Consider the following 17,358-nt stretch of genomic DNA (forward strand, 5'->3'; position numbering starts at 1 on the left):
TAAAAGCTTGCGTGTAGTCGCGCTGCGTCCGTTTGACACTCGATTCCATGACTCCTGCCCTTTGTGCAAGGCCCAGGTGTCAACTCTGGGTAGGACGGGTCAGGGCAAAGAAAAAGGCCGCCTTGTTGAAGGGCGGCCTTTGAACGTTGGCTCCTCGACCTGGGCTCGAACCAGGGACCTACGGATTAACAGTCCGGCGCTCTACCGACTGAGCTATCGAGGAATGTTCGGTATGAATACTGACTTGTTGACTGACTGACTGACGCTGCCTGCACCCCATGCGATTGCAGGGTACCTGGCTTGAAAATCTGGCTCCTCGACCTGGGCTCGAACCAGGGACCTACGGATTAACAGTCCGGCGCTCTACCGACTGAGCTATCGAGGAACAAGCCTGCGATTATATACACAAAAAACGGGGTTTTGACTTCGTCGATGCGAAGGCACCCCGAACACGCCCGCGGCAGCGCCATCACCGGCTTGCAAAGGGCCCGGCGCCGCTTCCTGCACGGTGGTCACACGGGTCAGCGCGGGTCACACGGGTCAGCGCGGCTCCGGCCGGCGCCAGAGCCAGGCCAGCACGCAGGCCATGCACAGGCTGGCCGTGACGGCAGCCCAGCGCGGCGCGTTGCTCACCACCAGCACCACGGCGCACAGTGCCATCAGCGCCGTGGCGCTCCACTTGGCGCGGCGGCTCACGCAGCCACCGTTGGCCCAGTTGCGCAGCATCGAGCCGAAGAGCGGATGCCGCCACAGCCAGGCATGCAGGCGGGGCGAGCTGCGCGCCGCGGCCCAACCTGCCATGAGGATGAACACGGTGGTCGGCAGGCCCGGCACGAAGATGCCGACCACGCCCATCACCAGGCACAGCCCCGCGAAGGCCAGCAGCAGCCAGCGCACCACAAGCGGCAGCGGGGCATGCGGAGGGGGCGGCGGCAGCTGCTGCTGCGGCGGCGGCTGGTGCGGGGCGGGCATGCTGCGATTGTGCCTGCGGCGTTATGCTCGCGGCCCGCCTGAAGCAACGCGTTCCACATGACCATCCACACCATTCTGAAAATGGGCGATCCGCGCCTGCTGCGCGTGGCGCAGCCCGTCACCGCCTTCGATACCGACGCACTGCACACGCTGGTGCGCGACCTGCTGGAGACCATGGAATCGGTGCATGGAGCGGGCCTGGCTGCGCCGCAGATCGGTGTGGACCTGCAGGTGGTGATCTTCGGCTCGGACCAGCACAACCCGCGCTACCCCGACCGGCCCCTGGTGCCGCGCACCACCCTGGTCAATCCGGTGATCACCCCGCTGGGCGACGAGGAAGAGGAGGACTGGGAGGGGTGCCTCTCGGTTCCCGGGTTGCGGGGCGTCGTGCCGCGCTTCTCGCGCATCCGCTACACCGGCTTCGATCCGTTCGGCGACCCAATCGACCGCGTGGCCGAGGGCTTCCACGCGCGCGTGGTGCAGCACGAATGCGACCACCTCTGGGGCAAGCTCTACCCGATGCGGGTGCGGGACTTCAGCCGGTTCGGTTTCACCGAGGTGCTGTTTCCGGGCATCAGCGCGGCCGAGGACGACTGAGCCCGGGCGCCGCCCGCTCAGCCGTCGGCCAGCGCCTTCAGCAGTTCCGTCTCGATCTTGATCTGCCGGGCATTGTTCTGCAGCTCCGGGCCCTGCACCAGGAAGGTGTCTTCCACCCGTTCGCCCAGCGTGCTGACCTTGGCGAGCTGCACGCTCAGCTGGTGCTGCGACAGCACCCGGGCCACCATGTAGAGCAGGCCCGCGCGGTCCGCAGCCGAGATCGAGATCAGCCAGCGCTGCGCCTTCTCGTCCGGGCGCAGCGTCACGCGGGGCGCCACCGGAAAGCTGCGCACGCGGCGCGAAAGGCGCTTGCGTGTCGGCTCGGGCAGGGCGCCCCCTTCCGCGATGGCGCGCATCAGGTCGCTCTCCACCATGTGCGTCAGTTCGCGGTAGTGGCCTGCCTGGGTGGAGGCCACGACCTGGAAGGTGTCCAGCGCATAGCCGTTGCGGGCCGTGTGGACCCGCGCATCCAGAATGCTGAAGCCGGCGCGGTCGAAATAGCCGCAGATGCGCGCGAACAGGTCGGGCTGGTCGGCCGCATAGACCATCACCTGCAGACCTTCGCCCACCAGCGACTGGCGCGCGCGCACCACCGGCTTGTCGGCGCCCACCAGCCGCGCCAGGTGGCGGGTGTGCCAGGCGATGTCGGCCGCTTCGTGGCGCATGAAATAGCTCACGTCCAGCGTGTCCCAGAGCTTGAGGTGGCCGTGCGCCGGCTGCGCGCTCAGGGCCAGCAGCACCAGCGCCTCGCGCTTGCGCGCTTCCACCTCGGCGGCGGCATCGGGCGCGCGGCCGCCCAGGGTGCGCAGCGTGGCGCGGTACAGGTCTTCCAGCAGCTTGCCCTTCCAGGCGTTCCAGACCTTGGGGCTGGTGCCGCGGATGTCGGCCACCGTCAGCAGGTAGAGCGCGGTCAGGTTGCGCTCGTTGCCCACGCGCAGCGCGAAGGCGCCGATGACGTCCGGGTCCGACAGATCCTGCTTCTGCGCCACCTGGCTCATGGACAGGTGTTCGCGCACCAGGAACTCGATCAGCGCCGTGTCGGCCTTGTCCACGCCGTGCTGACGGCAGAAGTGGCGCACCTCTTCGGCGCCGATCTGCGAATGGTCGCCGCCGCGACCCTTGCCGATGTCGTGGAACAGCGCCGCCAGATACAGCAGCCAGGGCTTGTCCCAACCGCCCGCCAGCTGCGAGCAGAACGGGTATTCGTGCACGTGCTCGGGCATGAAGAAGCGCCGCACGTTGCGCAGCACCATCAGGATGTGCTGGTCCACCGTGTAGACGTGAAAGAGGTCGTGCTGCATCTGCCCGACGATGCGGCGGAAAGGCCAGAGGTAGCGGCCCAGCACGGAGGTCTGGTTCATCAGCCGCATGGCGTGGGTGATGCCGGCCGGCTGCCTCACGATCTGCATGAAGGTGGCGCGGTTGACCGGGTCGCGGCGGAAGGCCGCGTTCATCACGCCGCGCGCGTTGTAGAGCGCCCGCAGCGTGCGCACCGACAGGTCCTTCAGGCCGCCCGTGGTTTCGTAGAGCAGGAAGGTTTCCAGAATGGCGTGCGGGTGCTTCTGGTAGAGGTCGTCGCTCGCCACCTCGATCAGGCCGGCCTTCTCGAAGAAGCGCTCGTTGATCGGGCGCAGCTCGTGGGTGGAGGGCGAGAGCCGTTCCTCGATGTTCAGCAGCAGGATCTGGCTCAGCTGCGACACCGCCTTGGCGGCCCAGTAGTAGCGGCGCATCAGCGTCTCGCTGGCGCGCATGGCCAGCCGCTTGCCGTCGGGCGAGGTGGAGCGGTAGCCGAAGGATTCGGCCACGGCGGTCTGCAGGTCGAACACCAGCCGGTCCTCGTGCCGCCCGGCCACCAGGTGCAGCCGCGCGCGGATCAGGAACAGCAGCGCTTCGTTGCGCTCGATCTGGCGCACCTCGAAGGGCGTGGCCAGGCCGCTGGCGGCGAGATTGCGCCAGGTGCTGCCCAGCCCGGCCGCACGCGCCACCCAGGTGATGGTCTGCAGATCGCGCAGCCCGCCGGGCGATTCCTTGCAATTGGGCTCCAGCGCGTAGGGGGTGTCTTCGTACTTGGTGTGGCGCTGGCGCATCTCCAGCGTCTTGGCGACCAGGAAGGCGGCCGCGTCCATCTGCTCCAGGTAGCGGCGGCGGAATTCGGTGAAGAGCGCTGCATTGCCGCAGATCAGGCGGGACTCCAGCAGCGAGGTCTGCACCGTCACGTCGCCCGCGGATTCGCTCAGGCATTCGGCCACGGTACGTACGCTGGAGCCGATCTCCAGGCCCGTGTCCCAGCAGCTGCCGATGAAGGTCTCCAGGGCGCTGCGCAGCGTGTCGCCCCCGTCCTCGTCACAGGCCGCGCCGCCGGGGGGGGCGTCACTGCGGTCCGGGCAGAGTGCGTCGGGCAGCAGCACCAGCACGTCCACGTCGGAATAGGGAAACAGCTGGGCGCGGCCATAGCCGCCCACCGCCACCAGCGCCACGGTGGAAGGCAGGCCCGCACGCTGCCAGAGCTGGCACAGCAGGCCGTCGGCCAGCGAAGACAGCTTCAGCAGCAAGGAGCGGATGCCGCGCGTGGACACGCCGCCGGGCTGCAGCGCCCCCAGCAAAGCCGCCTTGTCCGCCCGGTAGGCGTCGCGCAGGGCGGGCAGTTCGATCGTCGCGGGCGGGCTGGGAAGGGCGGACATGGGCGTGGTCTGGGTCTTGCGAGTCATGCGCGCGGTGCATGCAAGATCCGTACAAAGTAGCACCCCCGCGTTGCCCGGCCACCGCCGGGCGAGGAAAGCCGAAGCCTGTCAGGTCGTGGCGGCGGTCACGAAGGACGGAAGCGGCGGCGAGCCGGCCGAGAGCGTCATCACCTCGTAGCCGGTTTCGGTCACCAGCACGGTGTGTTCCCACTGGGCCGACAGGCTGCGGTCCTTGGTGATGATGGTCCAGCCGTCGTTGCCCAGTTCCTTGATCTCGCGCCGGCCCAGGTTCAGCATGGGCTCGATGGTGAAGATCATGCCGGGCACCAGTTCGTCCAGCGTGCCGGGGCGGCCGTAGTGCAGCACCTGCGGCTCTTCGTGGAATTTCTGGCCGATGCCGTGGCCGCAGAATTCGCGCACCACCGACAGACCGTGCCCTTCGGCGAACTTCTGGATCGCGTGGCCCACGTCGCCCAGCCGCGCGCCGGGCTTGACCTGCTGGATGCCCAGCCACATGGCCTCGAACGTCAGGGCGCACAGGCGCTTGGCGGCGATGGAGCAGTCGCCGATCAGGAACATGCGGCTGTTGTCGCCGTACCAGCCGTCCTTGGTGATGACCGTCACGTCCACGTTGACGATGTCGCCTTTCTTCAGCGGCTTGTCGTTGGGAATGCCGTGGCAGACCACGTGGTTGACCGAGGTGCAGAGGTGGCCGGGGTAGGGCGGGTAGCCCGGTGGCTGGTAGCCGATGGTGGCCGACACGGTCCCCTGGGCTGCCATGCATTCGGCGCCGAGGCGGTCGATCTCGGCGGTGGTGATGCCGGGGCGGATGTGGGGCGTGATGTAGTCCAGCACTTCGGAGGCCAGCCGGCAGGCCTCGCGCATGCCGGCAATGCCGGCCGCGTCTTTGATGGTGATGCTCATGGCGCAATTATCCCACCCGCCCCCGGCCGATGCCGGGGCGGCGCGGCAAGGCCGTGCGGCGCCGTTAAAATGCCGGGTTTTCCGAACGCCTCCGGCGCGCCGGCCCCATTCAGCGGCCTCTCGCCACCTGCTTCGCCCCCGTTCTCCTCTCCCCTCACACAGGCCGCCACCGTGACCTTGCACATGACCCAGCTGGAGGGCGGCAACGCTCTCAGCAGCTTCCGCGCCCAGCAACTGCAGCCCTCCCTCCAGGCCATCCATCCCAAGATCACCGGCATTGCGGCGCGCTTCGTGCACCTGGTGGCGACCGACGCCGCGCCCACGCCGGCCGAGCGCGAACGCCTGGCGGCGCTGCTGACCTACGGCGACGCCTATGCCGGCCCCGTGGACGGCCCGGCCATCATCGTCACGCCGCGCCTGGGCACCGTCTCGCCCTGGGCTTCCAAGGCCACCGACATCGCGCGCAACTGCGGCCTGGCAATCCGCCGCGTCGAGCGCGTGACCGAATACCGCCTGGCGCTCAAGTCCGGCCTGCTGGGCGGCACGCCCGGCCTGTCGGCCGAGCAGCTCCAGCAGGTCGCCGCGCTCCTGCACGACCGCATGACCGAATCGGTGGTGCCAGACCTCGCCGGCGCCGCCGCGCTCTTCACCGAACTGCCCGCCGCGCCGATCGAATTCGTCGACGTGCTGGGCGGCGGCCGCGCTGCCCTGGAAGCCGCCAACACCCGCTGGGGCCTGGCGCTGGCGCAGGACGAGATCGACTATCTGGTCAACGCCTTCACGGCGCTGAAGCGCAACCCGACCGACGTGGAACTGATGATGTTCGCGCAGGCCAACAGCGAACACTGCCGCCACAAGATCTTCAACGCGCAGTTCACCATCGACGGCGAGAAGCAGGACAAGAGCCTCTTCGCCATGATCCGCAACACGCACCAGCTGGCACCGCAGCACACCGTGGTGGCGTATTCGGACAACGCCTCCGTCATGGAAGGCTCCCAGGTCGAGCGTTTCATCGCCAAAACGGCCACTGGCGCAGGTGCACTGGGCGTGAGCAGCTATGAAAAGAGTAGCGCCCTGAACCATGTGCTGATGAAGGTGGAAACCCACAACCACCCCACGGCGATCTCGCCCTTCCCGGGCGCATCGACCGGCGCGGGCGGCGAGATCCGCGACGAGGGCGCCACCGGGCGGGGTTCCAAGCCCAAGGCGGGGCTGACCGGCTTCACCGTGTCCAAGCTCTGGGGCGGTGAATTCGGCAAGCCCGAGCACATCGCCAGCCCGCTGCAGATCATGGTCGAGGGCCCGCTGGGCGGCGCGGCCTTCAACAACGAATTCGGCCGGCCCAACCTGCTGGGCTATTTCCGCGAATACGAGCAGACCGTGGGCGGCGTCGATCGCGGCTACCACAAGCCCATCATGATCGCGGGCGGCCTGGGCACCATCGATGCGGGCCTGACCACGAAGATCGAATTCCCGGCCGGCTCGCTGCTGATCCAGCTGGGCGGGCCCGGCATGCGCATCGGCATGGGCGGCAGCGCGGCCAGCTCCATGGCCACCGGCGCGAACGCGGCCGAGCTCGACTTCGACTCCGTGCAGCGCGGCAACCCCGAGATCGAGCGCCGCGCGCAGGAGGTCATCAACCACTGCTGGGCGCAAGGCGCGGCCAACCCCATCCTGGCGATCCACGACGTGGGCGCGGGCGGCCTCTCCAACGCCTTCCCCGAGCTGACCAACGACGCGGGCCGCGGCGCGCGCTTCGACCTGCGCGCCGTGCAGCTCGAAGAGTCGGGCCTGGCCCCCAAGGAAATCTGGTCCAACGAAAGCCAGGAACGCTACGTGCTGGCCATCGCGCCGGAATCGCTGGAGCAGTTCCGCCTTTTCTGCGAACGCGAGCGCTGCCCCTTCGCCGTGATCGGCACCGCCACCGAAGAGCGCCAGCTGGTGCTGGACGACACGGCCGTCGCATCGGGCGAGCAGAAGCTGCCGGTGGACATGCCCATGGAAGTGCTGCTGGGCAAGCCGCCCAAGATGCACCGCGACGTGGCTACGGTGCGCCGCGAGCTGCAACCCATCGACCTGACCGGCGTGGCGCTGCAGCAGGCGGTGATCGACGTGCTGGCCCACCCCACGGTGGCGTCCAAGCGCTTTCTCATCACCATCGGCGACCGCACGGTGGGCGGCCTGTCGCACCGCGACCAGATGGTCGGCCCCTGGCAGGTGCCAGTGGCCGATTGCGCCGTCACGCTGGCCGATTTCAAGGGCTTCGCCGGCGAGGCCATGAGCCTGGGCGAGCGCACGCCGCTGGCCGCGATCAATGCGCCCGCCTCGGGCCGCATGGCCGTGGCCGAAGCCATCACCAACCTGCTGGCCGCGCCCATCGAGTTGCCGCGCGTGAAGCTCAGCGCCAACTGGATGGCCGCCTGCGGCGAGGCGGGCGAAGACGCCGACCTGTACGCCACCGTCAAGGCCGTGGGCATGGAGCTGTGCCCGCAGCTGGGCATCAGCATCCCGGTGGGCAAGGATTCGCTGTCCATGCGCACCGTATGGACGAGCCCCTCCGGCAGCGGGAAGGACGAATCCGTCATCGCCAGGAAGGTGACATCGCCCGTCAGCCTGATCGTCACCGCCTTCGCCACGCTGGCCGACGTGCGCGGCACGCTCACGCCGCAGCTCGACGCCACCGAGGAAGACACCACGCTGGTGCTGGTGGACCTGGGCCGTGGCCAGAACCGCATGGGCGGCTCCATCCTGGGCCAGGTGCTGAACCAGGCGGGTGACGTGGCTCCCGACCTGGACGACCCGAAGGACCTGGTGAACCTGGTCAACGCCGTGAACGCGCTGCGCGCGCAGGGCCGCATCCTGGCCTATCACGACCGCAGCGACGGCGGCCTGCTGGCGGCGGCGGCCGAAATGGCCTTCGCCGGCCAGGTGGGCGTGGCACTCAACGTCGATCTGCTGGTGACCGAGGGCGACGGCATCAGCGACAGCCGCATGGAAACCGGCGACGCCAAGAACTGGGCGCAGCAGGTGAGCGCACGGCGCGAGGAAATGACGCTGAAGGCGCTGTTCAACGAAGAGCTGGGCGTGCTGCTGCAGGTGCGCACGGCCGAGCGCAACGAGGTCATGCAGACCCTGCGCGAACATGGCCTGTCGAAATTCAGCCACTTCGTCGGCAAGACGCGCCCGCTGTCGTCCGCCATCGACGTGGGCAAGGGCGAGCTGCAGGTGTGGCGCGACGCCAAGAGCGTGTTCAGCGCCCGCCTGGCCGACCTGCACCAGGTGTGGGATGCGGTCAGCTGGAAGATCTGCCAGCAGCGCGACAACCCCGCCTGCGCCGACGCCGAGCACGCGGCCGCCGGCAACCCGGCCGACCCCGGCCTGCATGTGGCGCTCACGTTCGACCCGCTGGAGAACGTCGCCGCGCCGTTCCTGAACCTGGCCCGCCCGAAGGTGGCCATCCTGCGCGAGCAGGGCGTCAACTCGCATGTCGAGATGGCCTATGCGTTCACCGAAGCGGGCTTCGAGGCTTTCGACGTCCACATGACCGACCTGCAGACCGGCCGGGCCGACCTCGCCGCCTTCCAGGGCGTGGTCGCCTGCGGCGGCTTCAGCTACGGCGACACGCTGGGCGCGGGCATCGGCTGGGCGCGGTCCATCACCTTCAACGAGCGCCTGTCGGCGCAGTTCCAGGGCTTCTTCGGCCGGCGCGATACGTTCGGCCTGGGCGTGTGCAATGGCTGCCAGATGTTCGCCGAACTGGCCGACATCATTCCCGGCGCCGAGGCCTGGCCGCGCTTCACCACCAACCAGAGTGAGCGCTTCGAGGCGCGCCTGTCGCAGGTGGAGGTGCTGGAGTCGCCCAGCCTGTTCTTCGCCGGCATGGCGGGCAGCCGCCTGCCCATCGCCGTGGCGCATGGCGAGGGCTATGCCAATTTCAGCCGCCGGGGCAACGCCGCGCAGGCCATCGCCGCGATGCGCTTCGTGGACCATCACGGCGCGCCGACCGAGCAGTACCCGCTGAACCCCAACGGCAGCGCGGGCGGCCTGACGGCCGTGACCACCGCCGACGGCCGCTTCACGGCCATGATGCCGCACCCCGAGCGCGTGTTCCGCAACGTGCAGATGAGCTGGACCAGCGGCGACCTGAGCGCCGCCAGCCCCTGGATGCGCATCTGGCGCAACGCCCGCAAGTGGGTCGGCTGATCGCCTGAGCCGGGGCGGTGCCGGTCCGCTCGGCGCGCTGCCAGGCGGGCTGGAGCAGGCCCGGCTGCCGGGCGAATCGAGCGCCTTCGCCGCCGGGGCGCGCGGCACCAGGCCTCTCTCTGCCTACTCTGCCGCACTGACCGGACGGCCAGCGCCATCCGCTGGACCGCCACCGTCTGGATGCGACACGGCAGACACGGGGAGGGCGGCAGCGCAGCGCGGCGGTGCCCGCAAACCGTCCTGCCGGCAGGCGGGCAGGCGGGCAGGTGCCCGACGATGCGGCGCCGTCCTGCGCTGCATCGCGCTTCGCACGCATCGCGCGGCAAACGGGCGATCCCATAATCGGCCGTTTCCCAACCCAGCGGAGCCTTTCCCATGGCCGGTGCCAGCCTTCTCACCCTGCTCGACGACATCGCCACGGTGCTGGACGACGTGGCCCTGATGACCAAGGTCGCCGCCCGCAAGAGCGTGGCGATGGCGGACGACGTGTCGATGATGACCAAGGTGGCCGCGCAGAAGACGGCCGGCGTGCTCGGCGACGACTTGGCGCTGAACGCGCAGCAGGTCGCAGGCGTGCGGGCCGAGCGCGAAGTGCCCGTCGTCTGGGCCGTGGCCAAGGGGTCGCTGGTCAACAAGGCCATCCTGGTGCCGGCGGCACTGCTGATCAGCGCCTTTCTGCCCTGGGCCGTCACGCCGCTGCTGATGGTGGGTGGCGCCTTCCTCTGCTATGAGGGCTTCGAGAAGCTGGCGCACAAGTTCCTGCACCGCAACGATCCAGCGGGGAACCAGGAAAAGGAGGCCAACACACTGGCGCCGGCCACGGCCACGGCCACGGCCACGACCCCAAGCCCGGTCACCGCTCCGGCGGCGGCCGTGGCACATGCCAGCGGCGCGGCGAAATCCGGCGCGGCGAAACCCGGCGCGCCGGTGGACATGGCCGCCTTCGAGAAGGAAAAGATCAAGGGCGCCGTGCGCACGGACTTCATCCTGTCTGCCGAGATCATCGCGATCACGCTGGGCACCGTCAGCCAGGCGCCCTTCGCGCAACAGGTGATGGTGCTGGCCGGCATCGCCGTGGTCATGACGGTCGGCGTCTACGGCCTGGTGGCGGCCATCGTGAAGCTCGATGACCTGGGGCTGTGGCTCAGCAAGAAAAGCAGCAGCGCCGCCCGTGCCGTGGGCCGCGGCATCGTTGCCGCAGCGCCGTGGCTGATGAAGGGCCTGTCGATTGCCGGCACGGCGGCCATGTTCCTCGTGGGCGGTGGCATCCTGGTGCATGGCGTGCCCGCCGTGTCCCACGGCGTGGAAGGCCTGGCGGCGCTGGCCGCCCAGTGGCCTGCGGGCGGTTTGTGGACCTTCCTGGCCAGCCACCTGTTCAACGCGCTGGTGGGGGTGGTTGCTGGTGCGGTGGTGCTGGGGGTGGTGACGCTGATCCAGCGCTTGCGCGGCAAGAAGCCGGCAAACGACGTCGCCAGCGCGCATTGAGCGGCAGCCCGTCCGCCGCCACCGCCGGTGGACGGGCCGCAGACGTCACGCCCCGGCTGATGCAGATCAACCAGGGCGCGGCACGGCACCATAGCGTTTGATCTGCGGCAAGGCCCGCACGGCTGGCGGGGCGCTCAATACAGGCACGGGGGTCGTCCCCGGTCAACCGCATCGAGTTCCCTATGAAAAAGCAATGGCTGGCCCTCGCCCTCGTGGGCGCCCTCACTTCGGCTGCCGCCTTCGCCCAGCAGGCCGCAGACGGCCCCTGGCTGGTCCGCGCCCGCGCCGTGCACCTGGACAGCGTGAACAAGGACTCCACTGGGCTGGGCCTGTCGATCAACGACAAGGTGCTGCCCGAAGTGGACATCACCTATTTCTTCAGCCCCAACCTGGCGGCGGAGCTGATCCTGACGGTGCCGCAAAAGCAGAAGATCCGCGCCGACGGCCTGGGCCAGATTGGCACGCTCAATCACCTGCCGCCCGCGCTGCTGGCGCAGTACCACTTCACGCAGTGGAGCGGCTTCAAGCCCTACGTGGGCGCCGGTGTGAACTACACGCGCTTTTCGAGCGTCCGGTTCGATCCGGCCGTACAGGCCGCGCTGAGCCCGTCCATCGACCGCAGCAGCTGGGGCGGCGCACTGCAGGTCGGGGTGGACATCCCCGTGGCGAAGAACCTGTACCTGAACTTCGACGTGAAGAAGGTGTTCATCAAGACCGATGTGTTCGCGGCCGGCCAGCAGGTGGGCACGCTCAAGATTAATCCCGTGCTGGCCGGCGTGGGGCTGGGCTGGCGCTTCTGAGCCTTCTGGCGCGTGGCGCGCCTCGGTCCGGTGGTCATCTGGTTTGCTATGAAATAAATAGCAAATAAAGTCCAGTCCACCGGCGCGGGAGCCGGAAATGGCTGGACATCAGCCCGGCGCGTCCGCCGCGCCGAACAGCCCGCTGCCGCCGCCGTGTCCCCACATGCGCCGCCAGAGCGAGGGCAGGGCGGCCGCGATGTCCGGGCGCTGCCACCGCTGGGTGACCGATCCGCCCCCGGCCGCGACCGCGGGCGCCGGGCCCAGATCGAAATGGAAGGTGTAGGCCGGCTCCTGGCCCATGCGCAGATCGGTCACGAAGAGGTGGCCGCGCTCGTCCTGCGAGAGCCGCCAGAAGCCCCGGCTGAAGTCTGCGATGCGGCGGATCTGCGGGTGCTGGCCATAGCGTGCGATGAGGTCGGCGCCGCGTTCGTGCGTCGTCCACTGCAGGGGGCGGTCGCCGTCGGCCAGTGCATAGAAGCCCTCCAGGTACTGCGTGGGCGTGATCGCCACCACCCGCCAGAGCACCGTGTTGAACGGAGTGGGGGTGACGAGCACACGCTCGGCGTTCACCCCGCGCTCGGCCAGGGCCGTGCGCGCCACCTGCGCCACATATTGCTGGGCGGCGAAACTCCACGCCAGATAGGCCGTGCTGAGCGCCAGGCCCAGCGCATTCCAGCGCAGGCCGCGCCCGCCGCGCAGACACAGCGCCAGCACCACGCCGGCCGTCAGCGGCAGCGTGTAGGCCGGGTCGATGATGAAAATGCTGCCGACGCCCAGCGGCGTGTCGTCGAAGGGCCGCAGCAGCTGCGTGCCGTAGACGGTCATCCAGTCCAGCAGCGTGTGGGTGATGAGTGCGAGCCAGAGCGCCAACCACCAACGGCGCCAGAGCAGCTGCTGACCGTGCACGCGTGCCGCCAGCCAGCCGAGCGGCAGCGACAGCAGGCTCAGGTAGAGCAGGGCATGGCTCTCGGCCCGGTGCAGCACCATGTTGGCGATGGCGTCGCCATGGTCGATGAAGGTGTCGAGGTCGGGCAGGGTGCCGGCGGCGGCGCCCCAGAGCGCGGCCTTCCACGGCGCGGTGCGCCGGCCCATGGCGGCGACGGCGACAGCGGAGCCGAGTGCGATCTGCGTGAAGGAATCCATCTGCCGAACCTAGCAGAGGCCGAGGGCGCCCCCGGGGTCCGCAGATGAAATCGCTGCGGTAAGCGGGCACGTCCTACAGCCGCAGGCCTGTGCTTCTGCAATCCTGTCATATCGGCATGACCCAATCATCCATGCCGCCAGGCGACCTGTCGCGCCACCCCTTCATCTCCCCTTCACAGCCCCCAGACTGCCATGCTCTATCCAGCGCACTTCGACATCATCCAGGGGCTGTCACAGCAGCCTGCCAGCATTTCGCCCAAGTATTTCTACGATCAGCGCGGCTCCGAGCTGTTCGAGGAAATCACCCGCGTTCCCGAGTACTACCCCACGCGCACCGAATACGCCGTGATGCATGCGCACGGCGAGGCGATGGCGCAAGCTGTCAGGCCCTGCACCACGGTGGTCGAACTGGGGGCCGGCAGTTGCGAGAAGGCCCGCACGCTCTGCCAGCTGCTGCAGCCCGAACGCTTCGTGGGCGTCGACATTTCCGCCGACTTTCTGTGCGAGGGCGTGGCCCGCCTGGCAGCCGCCGTGCCGGGACTCATCACGCATGCGGTGGCGGGCGACATCACCCAGGCCATCAACCTGCCGGCCGACATTCCCCGTGCCCGCCGGCTGGTGTTCTACCCGGGCTCCTCGATCGGCAACTTCGATCCCGCGCAGGCGAAGGAACTGCTGAGCCACATGCGCGCGCTGGTGGACAGCGACGGCGCGCTGCTGATCGGGGTCGACCTGCGCAAGGACGTGGGCGTGCTGGAAGCGGCCTACGACGACGCGGCCGGGGTGACGGCGGCCTTCAACCTGAACGTGCTGGAGCACGTCAACCGGCTGATCGGCAGCGACTTCGCACCCGGTGAATGGACGCACCGCGCGTTCTTCAACGATGCCCAGTCGCGCATCGAAATGCATCTGGAGGCGCGCGAAGGCGCCTGCGTGCGCTGGCCCGGTGGCAAGCGCGAATTCGCGGCGGGCGAACGCATCCACACCGAAAACAGCTACAAGTACACGCTGCCGGGGTTCTCCGCGCTGCTGGCGAGCGCCGGCTTCTCGCGCGCCCAGGCCTGGACCGACGAGCGCGGCTGGTACGCCATGGTCCACGCCCGGCCCTGACGCGGCGACCTTCCCCCGTTCTTGCCTTTCTCGCTTTCCCTCCACTCACGCCAGCACCGCCATGACCCGATCCCTTCCATCGCATGGCGGTGCGCCGTTGCGCCAAGTCCGCCCCAGCGCCATCTCGCAACGCTACAACGACGTACGCCAGGCCACCGCCGCATTGGCCATGCCGCTGACGGATGAGGACTGCTGCGCGCAGTCCATGCCCGACGCCAGCCCGGTGAAGTGGCACCTGGCGCACACCACCTGGTTCTTCGAGACCTTCGTGCTGGAGTCGTACGAGCGTGGGTTCCAGCCCTTCCACCCCGCGTTCCGCGTGCTGTTCAATTCCTACTACAACGGTCTGGGGGCACAGCATCCGCGCGCGCAGCGTGGCCTGCTCACCCGGCCGGCGCTGCCGCAGGTGCTGGCCTACCGCATGAACGTGGACGGCCGCATGGCCAAGCTGCTGCAGGAACGGGCGGACGACGCCGCGCTGCAGGCACTGGTCGAGTTGGGGCTGCAGCACGAGCAGCAGCACCAGGAGCTGATCCTGACCGACGTCAAGCACCTGCTGTCGTGCAACCCGCTCTGGCCGTCGTACGAGCAACAGCAGCAGCGCGCCACGCCCGCGGCGGGCGGGGTGTTGCACCCGGCCGCGCTGCCGCTCGGCTGGCGGCGGTTCGACGGCGGCGTGGTGGACATCGGCCACAGCGGAGACGGCTTCGCGTTCGACAACGAGTCGCCGCGCCACCGCGTCTGCCTGCAGCCCTACCAGCTCGCCTCGCGCCTGGTCACCAACGGCGAATACCTGGCGTTCGTCGAAGACGGCGGATACCAGGAGCCGGCCCACTGGCTGGCCGAAGGCTGGGACTGGCGCAAGTCGAACCAGCTGAACCATCCGCTCTACTGGCGGCCGGTGCAGTCACCGACGCCAGCCCGGCCGGATGGCCCCGTGCCCGCTGCGAGTGCCGCTGCCTGGGAGGAATTCACCCTGGGCGGCGCCAGCCCGCTGGCACCCCACCGCCCCGTGGTGCACCTGTCCTACTACGAAGCGGATGCTTATGCCCGCTGGGCCGGCGCGCGCCTGCCGACCGAGGCCGAATGGGAGTCGGCGGCTGCCGGCGCGGACAGCTCCACGGGGCATTTCGCCGACAGTGGCGAGTGGCACCCGCGCGCTGCCCAAGGCAACCGAGGCAATCAAGGCAGCCAAGGCACGCAGGGGACGCAGTTGACTGGCGACATGCCGCTCGCGCAGCTTTTCGGGGACGCCTGGCAATGGACGCAGTCGAGCTATGCGGCCTACCCGGGCTTTCGCATCGCCGATGGCGCGGTGGGCGAATACAACGGCAAGTTCATGGTCAACCAGTACGTGCTGCGGGGCGGCTCGTGCGTGACGCCCGCCGGCCATGTGCGTGCCACCTACCGCAACTTCTTCCCGGCCACGGCGCGCTGGCAGGTGAGCGGCATCCGGTTGGCACGCGACGCCTGAAGCACGGAGGGCATGGCGCGGCGAAGCTGCTGGGGCACCCGGCGACGCCGGCAATGCCAGTGGCGTTCGCGATCAGGGCGCCATCTTGAAGGTCTGCTGCAGGCGAACCCGCACCGGCTTGCCGTCGCGCTTCAGGGGCGCGAACTTCCATCCGCGCAGCGCATCCACCACCGGCTTGTGCAGCGACTCATCGGTGCCGGGCAACACCTTCACGTCACCCACGCGGCCACTCGGCAGAACTTCGAACGAGACCACCACGTCGCCGCGCGTGCCGAGCGTGATCAGGTAGGACGGATAGCGGGGCGCCGGCGATTCGAGCAGCTTGAGCGGCTCGTCCAGCGGTGGGCTGATCTGCTGCTGCAGCACGATCAGGTCTTGCGACTTGCGGTAGGCGATGAAGTCTTCTTCCGTCTTGTCGGCGCCCGAAGGGCCGCTGCCGCAGGCGGCCAGCAGCAGGCCGAGGGACACGGTGGCCGCCAGCGCTGCGGCGCGGCGGGCGAGGGGAGTGCGGTGATGCATCATCCCCCGAGTATCGCGCCACCTGGGCCGCGCAGCGGCTCCGGCGCTCCGGCCTGGCCTCACACCGCCGCCAGCGCCTGCGCCAGGTCGGCCTGCAGATCGTCGATGTGCTCGATGCCCACCGACAGCCGCACCATGCCCTCCGTCACGCCGGCCCGCGCGAGTTCCTGCGCGTCGAGCTGGCGGTGCGTGGTGGAGGCCGGGTGCGTGGCCAGCGACTTCGCATCGCCGATGTTGACCAGCCGCGTGAAGAGCTGCAGCGCGTCGAGAAAGCGCGCCCCGGCCGCGCGCGGGTCGACGCTGTCCTGCCGGAGGCTGAACGACAGGATGCCCGATGCCCGCCCGCCGAGCTGCCGCTGCACCAGGGCGTGGTCGGGATGGTCGGGCAGGCCGGCGTAGCGCACCCACTCGACCTTGGGGTGCGCCTGCAGCGACCGCGCCAGTGCCAGCGCGTTGTCGCAGATGCGGTCCATGCGCAGCGCCAGGGTCTCGATGCCCTGCAGGATCAGGAAGGCGTTCTGCGGCGCCAGGGCCGCGCCGGTATTGCGCAGCGGCACCACGCGGGCGCGGCCGATGAAGGCGGCCTCGCCCAGCGCTTCGGTATAGACCACGCCGTGGTAGCTCGCATCGGGCTCGTTCAGGCGCGGGAAGCGCGCCTTGTGCCGGGCCCACGGAAACTTGCCGCTATCGACGATGGCGCCGCCCACGCTGTTTCCGTGGCCGCCCAGGTACTTGGTGAGCGAATGCACGACGATGTCCGCGCCGTGTTCGATGGGCCGCAGCAGGTAGGGGCTGGGCACGGTGTTGTCCACGATCAGCGGCACGCCATGCGCATGGGCGATGTCGGCCAGCGCGCGGATGTCGGTCACGTTGCCCAGCGGGTTGCCGATGGATTCGATGAAGATCGCCTTGGTGCGTTCGTCGATCAGCGGGGCGAAGCTGGCGGGGTTGCGCGGGTCGGCGAAGCGCGTGGTGATGCCCTGCTGCGGCAGCGTGTGGGCGAAGAGGTTGTAGGTGCCGCCATAGAGCGTGCCGGCCGAGACGATGTTGTCGCCCGCTTCGGCGATCGTCTGGATGGCGTAGGTGATGGCCGCCATGCCCGAGGCCACCGCCAGCGCGGCGATGCCGCCTTCCAGCGCCGCGACGCGCTTTTCCAGCACGTCGTTGGTGGGGTTCATGATGCGGGTGTAGATGTTGCCCGGCACCTTCAGGTCGAACAGGTCGGCGCCGTGCTGGGCGCTGTCGAAGGCGTAGGCCACCGTCTGGTAGATGGGCACGGCCACCGCCTTGGTGGTCGGGTCGGGCGAATAGCCGGCGTGGACGGCAAGCGTTTCGATCTTCATGCGCGCAGGTCTCCTGAAGGGGGGTGGATGCGGTCCTGCCGCCCCGGCGCAGGAGTCGGGTAGGGGTCGGGCAGGGGTCGCGGCCATTCTGGCGCCGTGCCGGCACG

Annotated in this window: 12 protein-coding genes and 2 tRNA genes; 6 read left to right on the top strand and 8 right to left on the bottom strand. The window is 69.1% G+C overall.

The features are described 5' to 3' along the window. Nucleotides 1-147: 147 nt before the first annotated feature. The 3 genes from ASF94_RS06320 to ASF94_RS06330 all read right to left on the bottom strand — a co-directional run bounded on the left by ASF94_RS06320 (nt 148) and on the right by ASF94_RS06330 (nt 972). Nucleotides 148-223: transfer RNA gene (locus ASF94_RS06320), tRNA-Asn, on the bottom strand. 86 nt (nt 224-309) lie between these two features. Further along, a tRNA-Asn gene (locus ASF94_RS06325) sits at nt 310-385 on the bottom strand. A 155-nt stretch (nt 386-540) separates the two neighbouring features. After that, nucleotides 541-972, bottom strand: coding sequence for a YbaN family protein (locus ASF94_RS06330; RefSeq protein ID WP_056663245.1), 432 nt, complete (start codon nt 970-972; stop codon nt 541-543). A gap of 57 nt (nt 973-1,029) precedes the next feature. Here ASF94_RS06330 and def point away from each other — a divergent pair, with 57 nt between their 5' ends. Further along, a complete protein-coding gene (gene def, locus ASF94_RS06335) occupies nt 1,030-1,569 on the top strand; it encodes a peptide deformylase (protein ID WP_056663250.1) in 540 nt (179 codons plus the stop codon). A gap of 17 nt (nt 1,570-1,586) precedes the next feature. On the opposite strand, the gene ASF94_RS06340 is transcribed toward def, so the two are convergent. Then, the gene (locus tag ASF94_RS06340) at nt 1,587-4,250 is read right to left on the bottom strand and encodes a [protein-PII] uridylyltransferase (protein ID WP_056663352.1); all 2,664 of its coding nucleotides are present in this window, start codon (nt 4,248-4,250) and stop codon (nt 1,587-1,589) included. Between the two features lie 108 nt (nt 4,251-4,358). Next, complete coding sequence (gene map, locus ASF94_RS06345) at nt 4,359-5,174, bottom strand: type I methionyl aminopeptidase (protein ID WP_056663252.1); 816 nt, start codon at nt 5,172-5,174, stop codon at nt 4,359-4,361. 171 nt (nt 5,175-5,345) lie between these two features. Between map and purL the strand changes: the two genes are divergently transcribed. From purL to ASF94_RS06360, 3 genes are all read left to right on the top strand, one after another. Next, the gene (gene purL / locus ASF94_RS06350; RefSeq protein ID WP_056663254.1) at nt 5,346-9,377 is read left to right on the top strand and encodes a phosphoribosylformylglycinamidine synthase; all 4,032 of its coding nucleotides are present in this window, start codon (nt 5,346-5,348) and stop codon (nt 9,375-9,377) included. A gap of 375 nt (nt 9,378-9,752) precedes the next feature. Continuing rightward, entirely contained in the window at nt 9,753-10,862 is a 1,110-nt protein-coding gene (locus ASF94_RS06355; RefSeq protein WP_056663257.1) for a DUF808 domain-containing protein, read from the top strand. Between the two features lie 182 nt (nt 10,863-11,044). Then, complete coding sequence (locus ASF94_RS06360) at nt 11,045-11,662, top strand: OmpW family protein (protein WP_056663260.1); 618 nt, start codon at nt 11,045-11,047, stop codon at nt 11,660-11,662. A 108-nt stretch (nt 11,663-11,770) separates the two neighbouring features. On the opposite strand, the gene ASF94_RS06365 is transcribed toward ASF94_RS06360, so the two are convergent. Beyond that, nucleotides 11,771-12,805: a metal-dependent hydrolase gene (locus tag ASF94_RS06365; RefSeq protein WP_056663263.1), complete on the bottom strand. Its 1,035-nt coding sequence runs from the start codon at nt 12,803-12,805 to the stop codon at nt 11,771-11,773. A gap of 192 nt (nt 12,806-12,997) precedes the next feature. On the opposite strand from ASF94_RS06365, the gene egtD reads away from it, so the two are divergent. Both egtD and egtB read left to right on the top strand, forming a co-directional pair. After that, nucleotides 12,998-13,915: an L-histidine N(alpha)-methyltransferase gene (gene egtD / locus ASF94_RS06370; protein ID WP_056663266.1), complete on the top strand. Its 918-nt coding sequence runs from the start codon at nt 12,998-13,000 to the stop codon at nt 13,913-13,915. Nucleotides 13,916-13,976: 61 nt separating this feature from the next. After that, a complete protein-coding gene (gene egtB, locus ASF94_RS06375) occupies nt 13,977-15,389 on the top strand; it encodes an ergothioneine biosynthesis protein EgtB (RefSeq protein WP_056663269.1) in 1,413 nt (470 codons plus the stop codon). Nucleotides 15,390-15,461: 72 nt separating this feature from the next. Here egtB and ASF94_RS06380 read toward each other — a convergent pair whose 3' ends face one another. Both ASF94_RS06380 and ASF94_RS06385 read right to left on the bottom strand, forming a co-directional pair. Next, nucleotides 15,462-15,911 (bottom strand): energy transducer TonB, encoded by a 450-nt coding sequence (locus ASF94_RS06380; RefSeq protein WP_056663272.1) that lies wholly within the window; start codon nt 15,909-15,911, stop codon nt 15,462-15,464. A gap of 56 nt (nt 15,912-15,967) precedes the next feature. Beyond that, nucleotides 15,968-17,251, bottom strand: coding sequence for an O-acetylhomoserine aminocarboxypropyltransferase/cysteine synthase family protein (locus ASF94_RS06385; RefSeq protein ID WP_056663275.1), 1,284 nt, complete (start codon nt 17,249-17,251; stop codon nt 15,968-15,970). Nucleotides 17,252-17,358 lie beyond the last annotated feature (107 nt).

The organism is Acidovorax sp. Leaf160, from assembly GCF_001424265.1.
Taxonomy (GTDB): Bacteria; Pseudomonadota; Gammaproteobacteria; order Burkholderiales; family Burkholderiaceae_C; genus Paracidovorax.

What these genes read in the sequence shown, in the direction of transcription:
- ASF94_RS06360 (WP_056663260.1), top strand. Translation starts at nt 11,045, where the DNA reads ATGAAAAAGCAATGGCTGGCCCTCGCCCTCGTGGGCGCCCTCACTTCG.
- ASF94_RS06380 (WP_056663272.1), bottom strand. Translation starts at nt 15,911, where the DNA reads ATGATGCATCACCGCACTCCCCTCGCCCGCCGCGCCGCAGCGCTGGCG.
- egtD (WP_056663266.1), top strand. Translation starts at nt 12,998, where the DNA reads ATGCTCTATCCAGCGCACTTCGACATCATCCAGGGGCTGTCACAGCAG.
- map (WP_056663252.1), bottom strand. Translation starts at nt 5,174, where the DNA reads ATGAGCATCACCATCAAAGACGCGGCCGGCATTGCCGGCATGCGCGAG.
- ASF94_RS06365 (WP_056663263.1), bottom strand. Translation starts at nt 12,805, where the DNA reads ATGGATTCCTTCACGCAGATCGCACTCGGCTCCGCTGTCGCCGTCGCC.
- def (WP_056663250.1), top strand. Translation starts at nt 1,030, where the DNA reads ATGACCATCCACACCATTCTGAAAATGGGCGATCCGCGCCTGCTGCGC.
- egtB (WP_056663269.1), top strand. Translation starts at nt 13,977, where the DNA reads ATGACCCGATCCCTTCCATCGCATGGCGGTGCGCCGTTGCGCCAAGTC.
- ASF94_RS06340 (WP_056663352.1), bottom strand. Translation starts at nt 4,250, where the DNA reads ATGTCCGCCCTTCCCAGCCCGCCCGCGACGATCGAACTGCCCGCCCTG.
- ASF94_RS06355 (WP_056663257.1), top strand. Translation starts at nt 9,753, where the DNA reads ATGGCCGGTGCCAGCCTTCTCACCCTGCTCGACGACATCGCCACGGTG.
- ASF94_RS06330 (WP_056663245.1), bottom strand. Translation starts at nt 972, where the DNA reads ATGCCCGCCCCGCACCAGCCGCCGCCGCAGCAGCAGCTGCCGCCGCCC.
- ASF94_RS06385 (WP_056663275.1), bottom strand. Translation starts at nt 17,251, where the DNA reads ATGAAGATCGAAACGCTTGCCGTCCACGCCGGCTATTCGCCCGACCCG.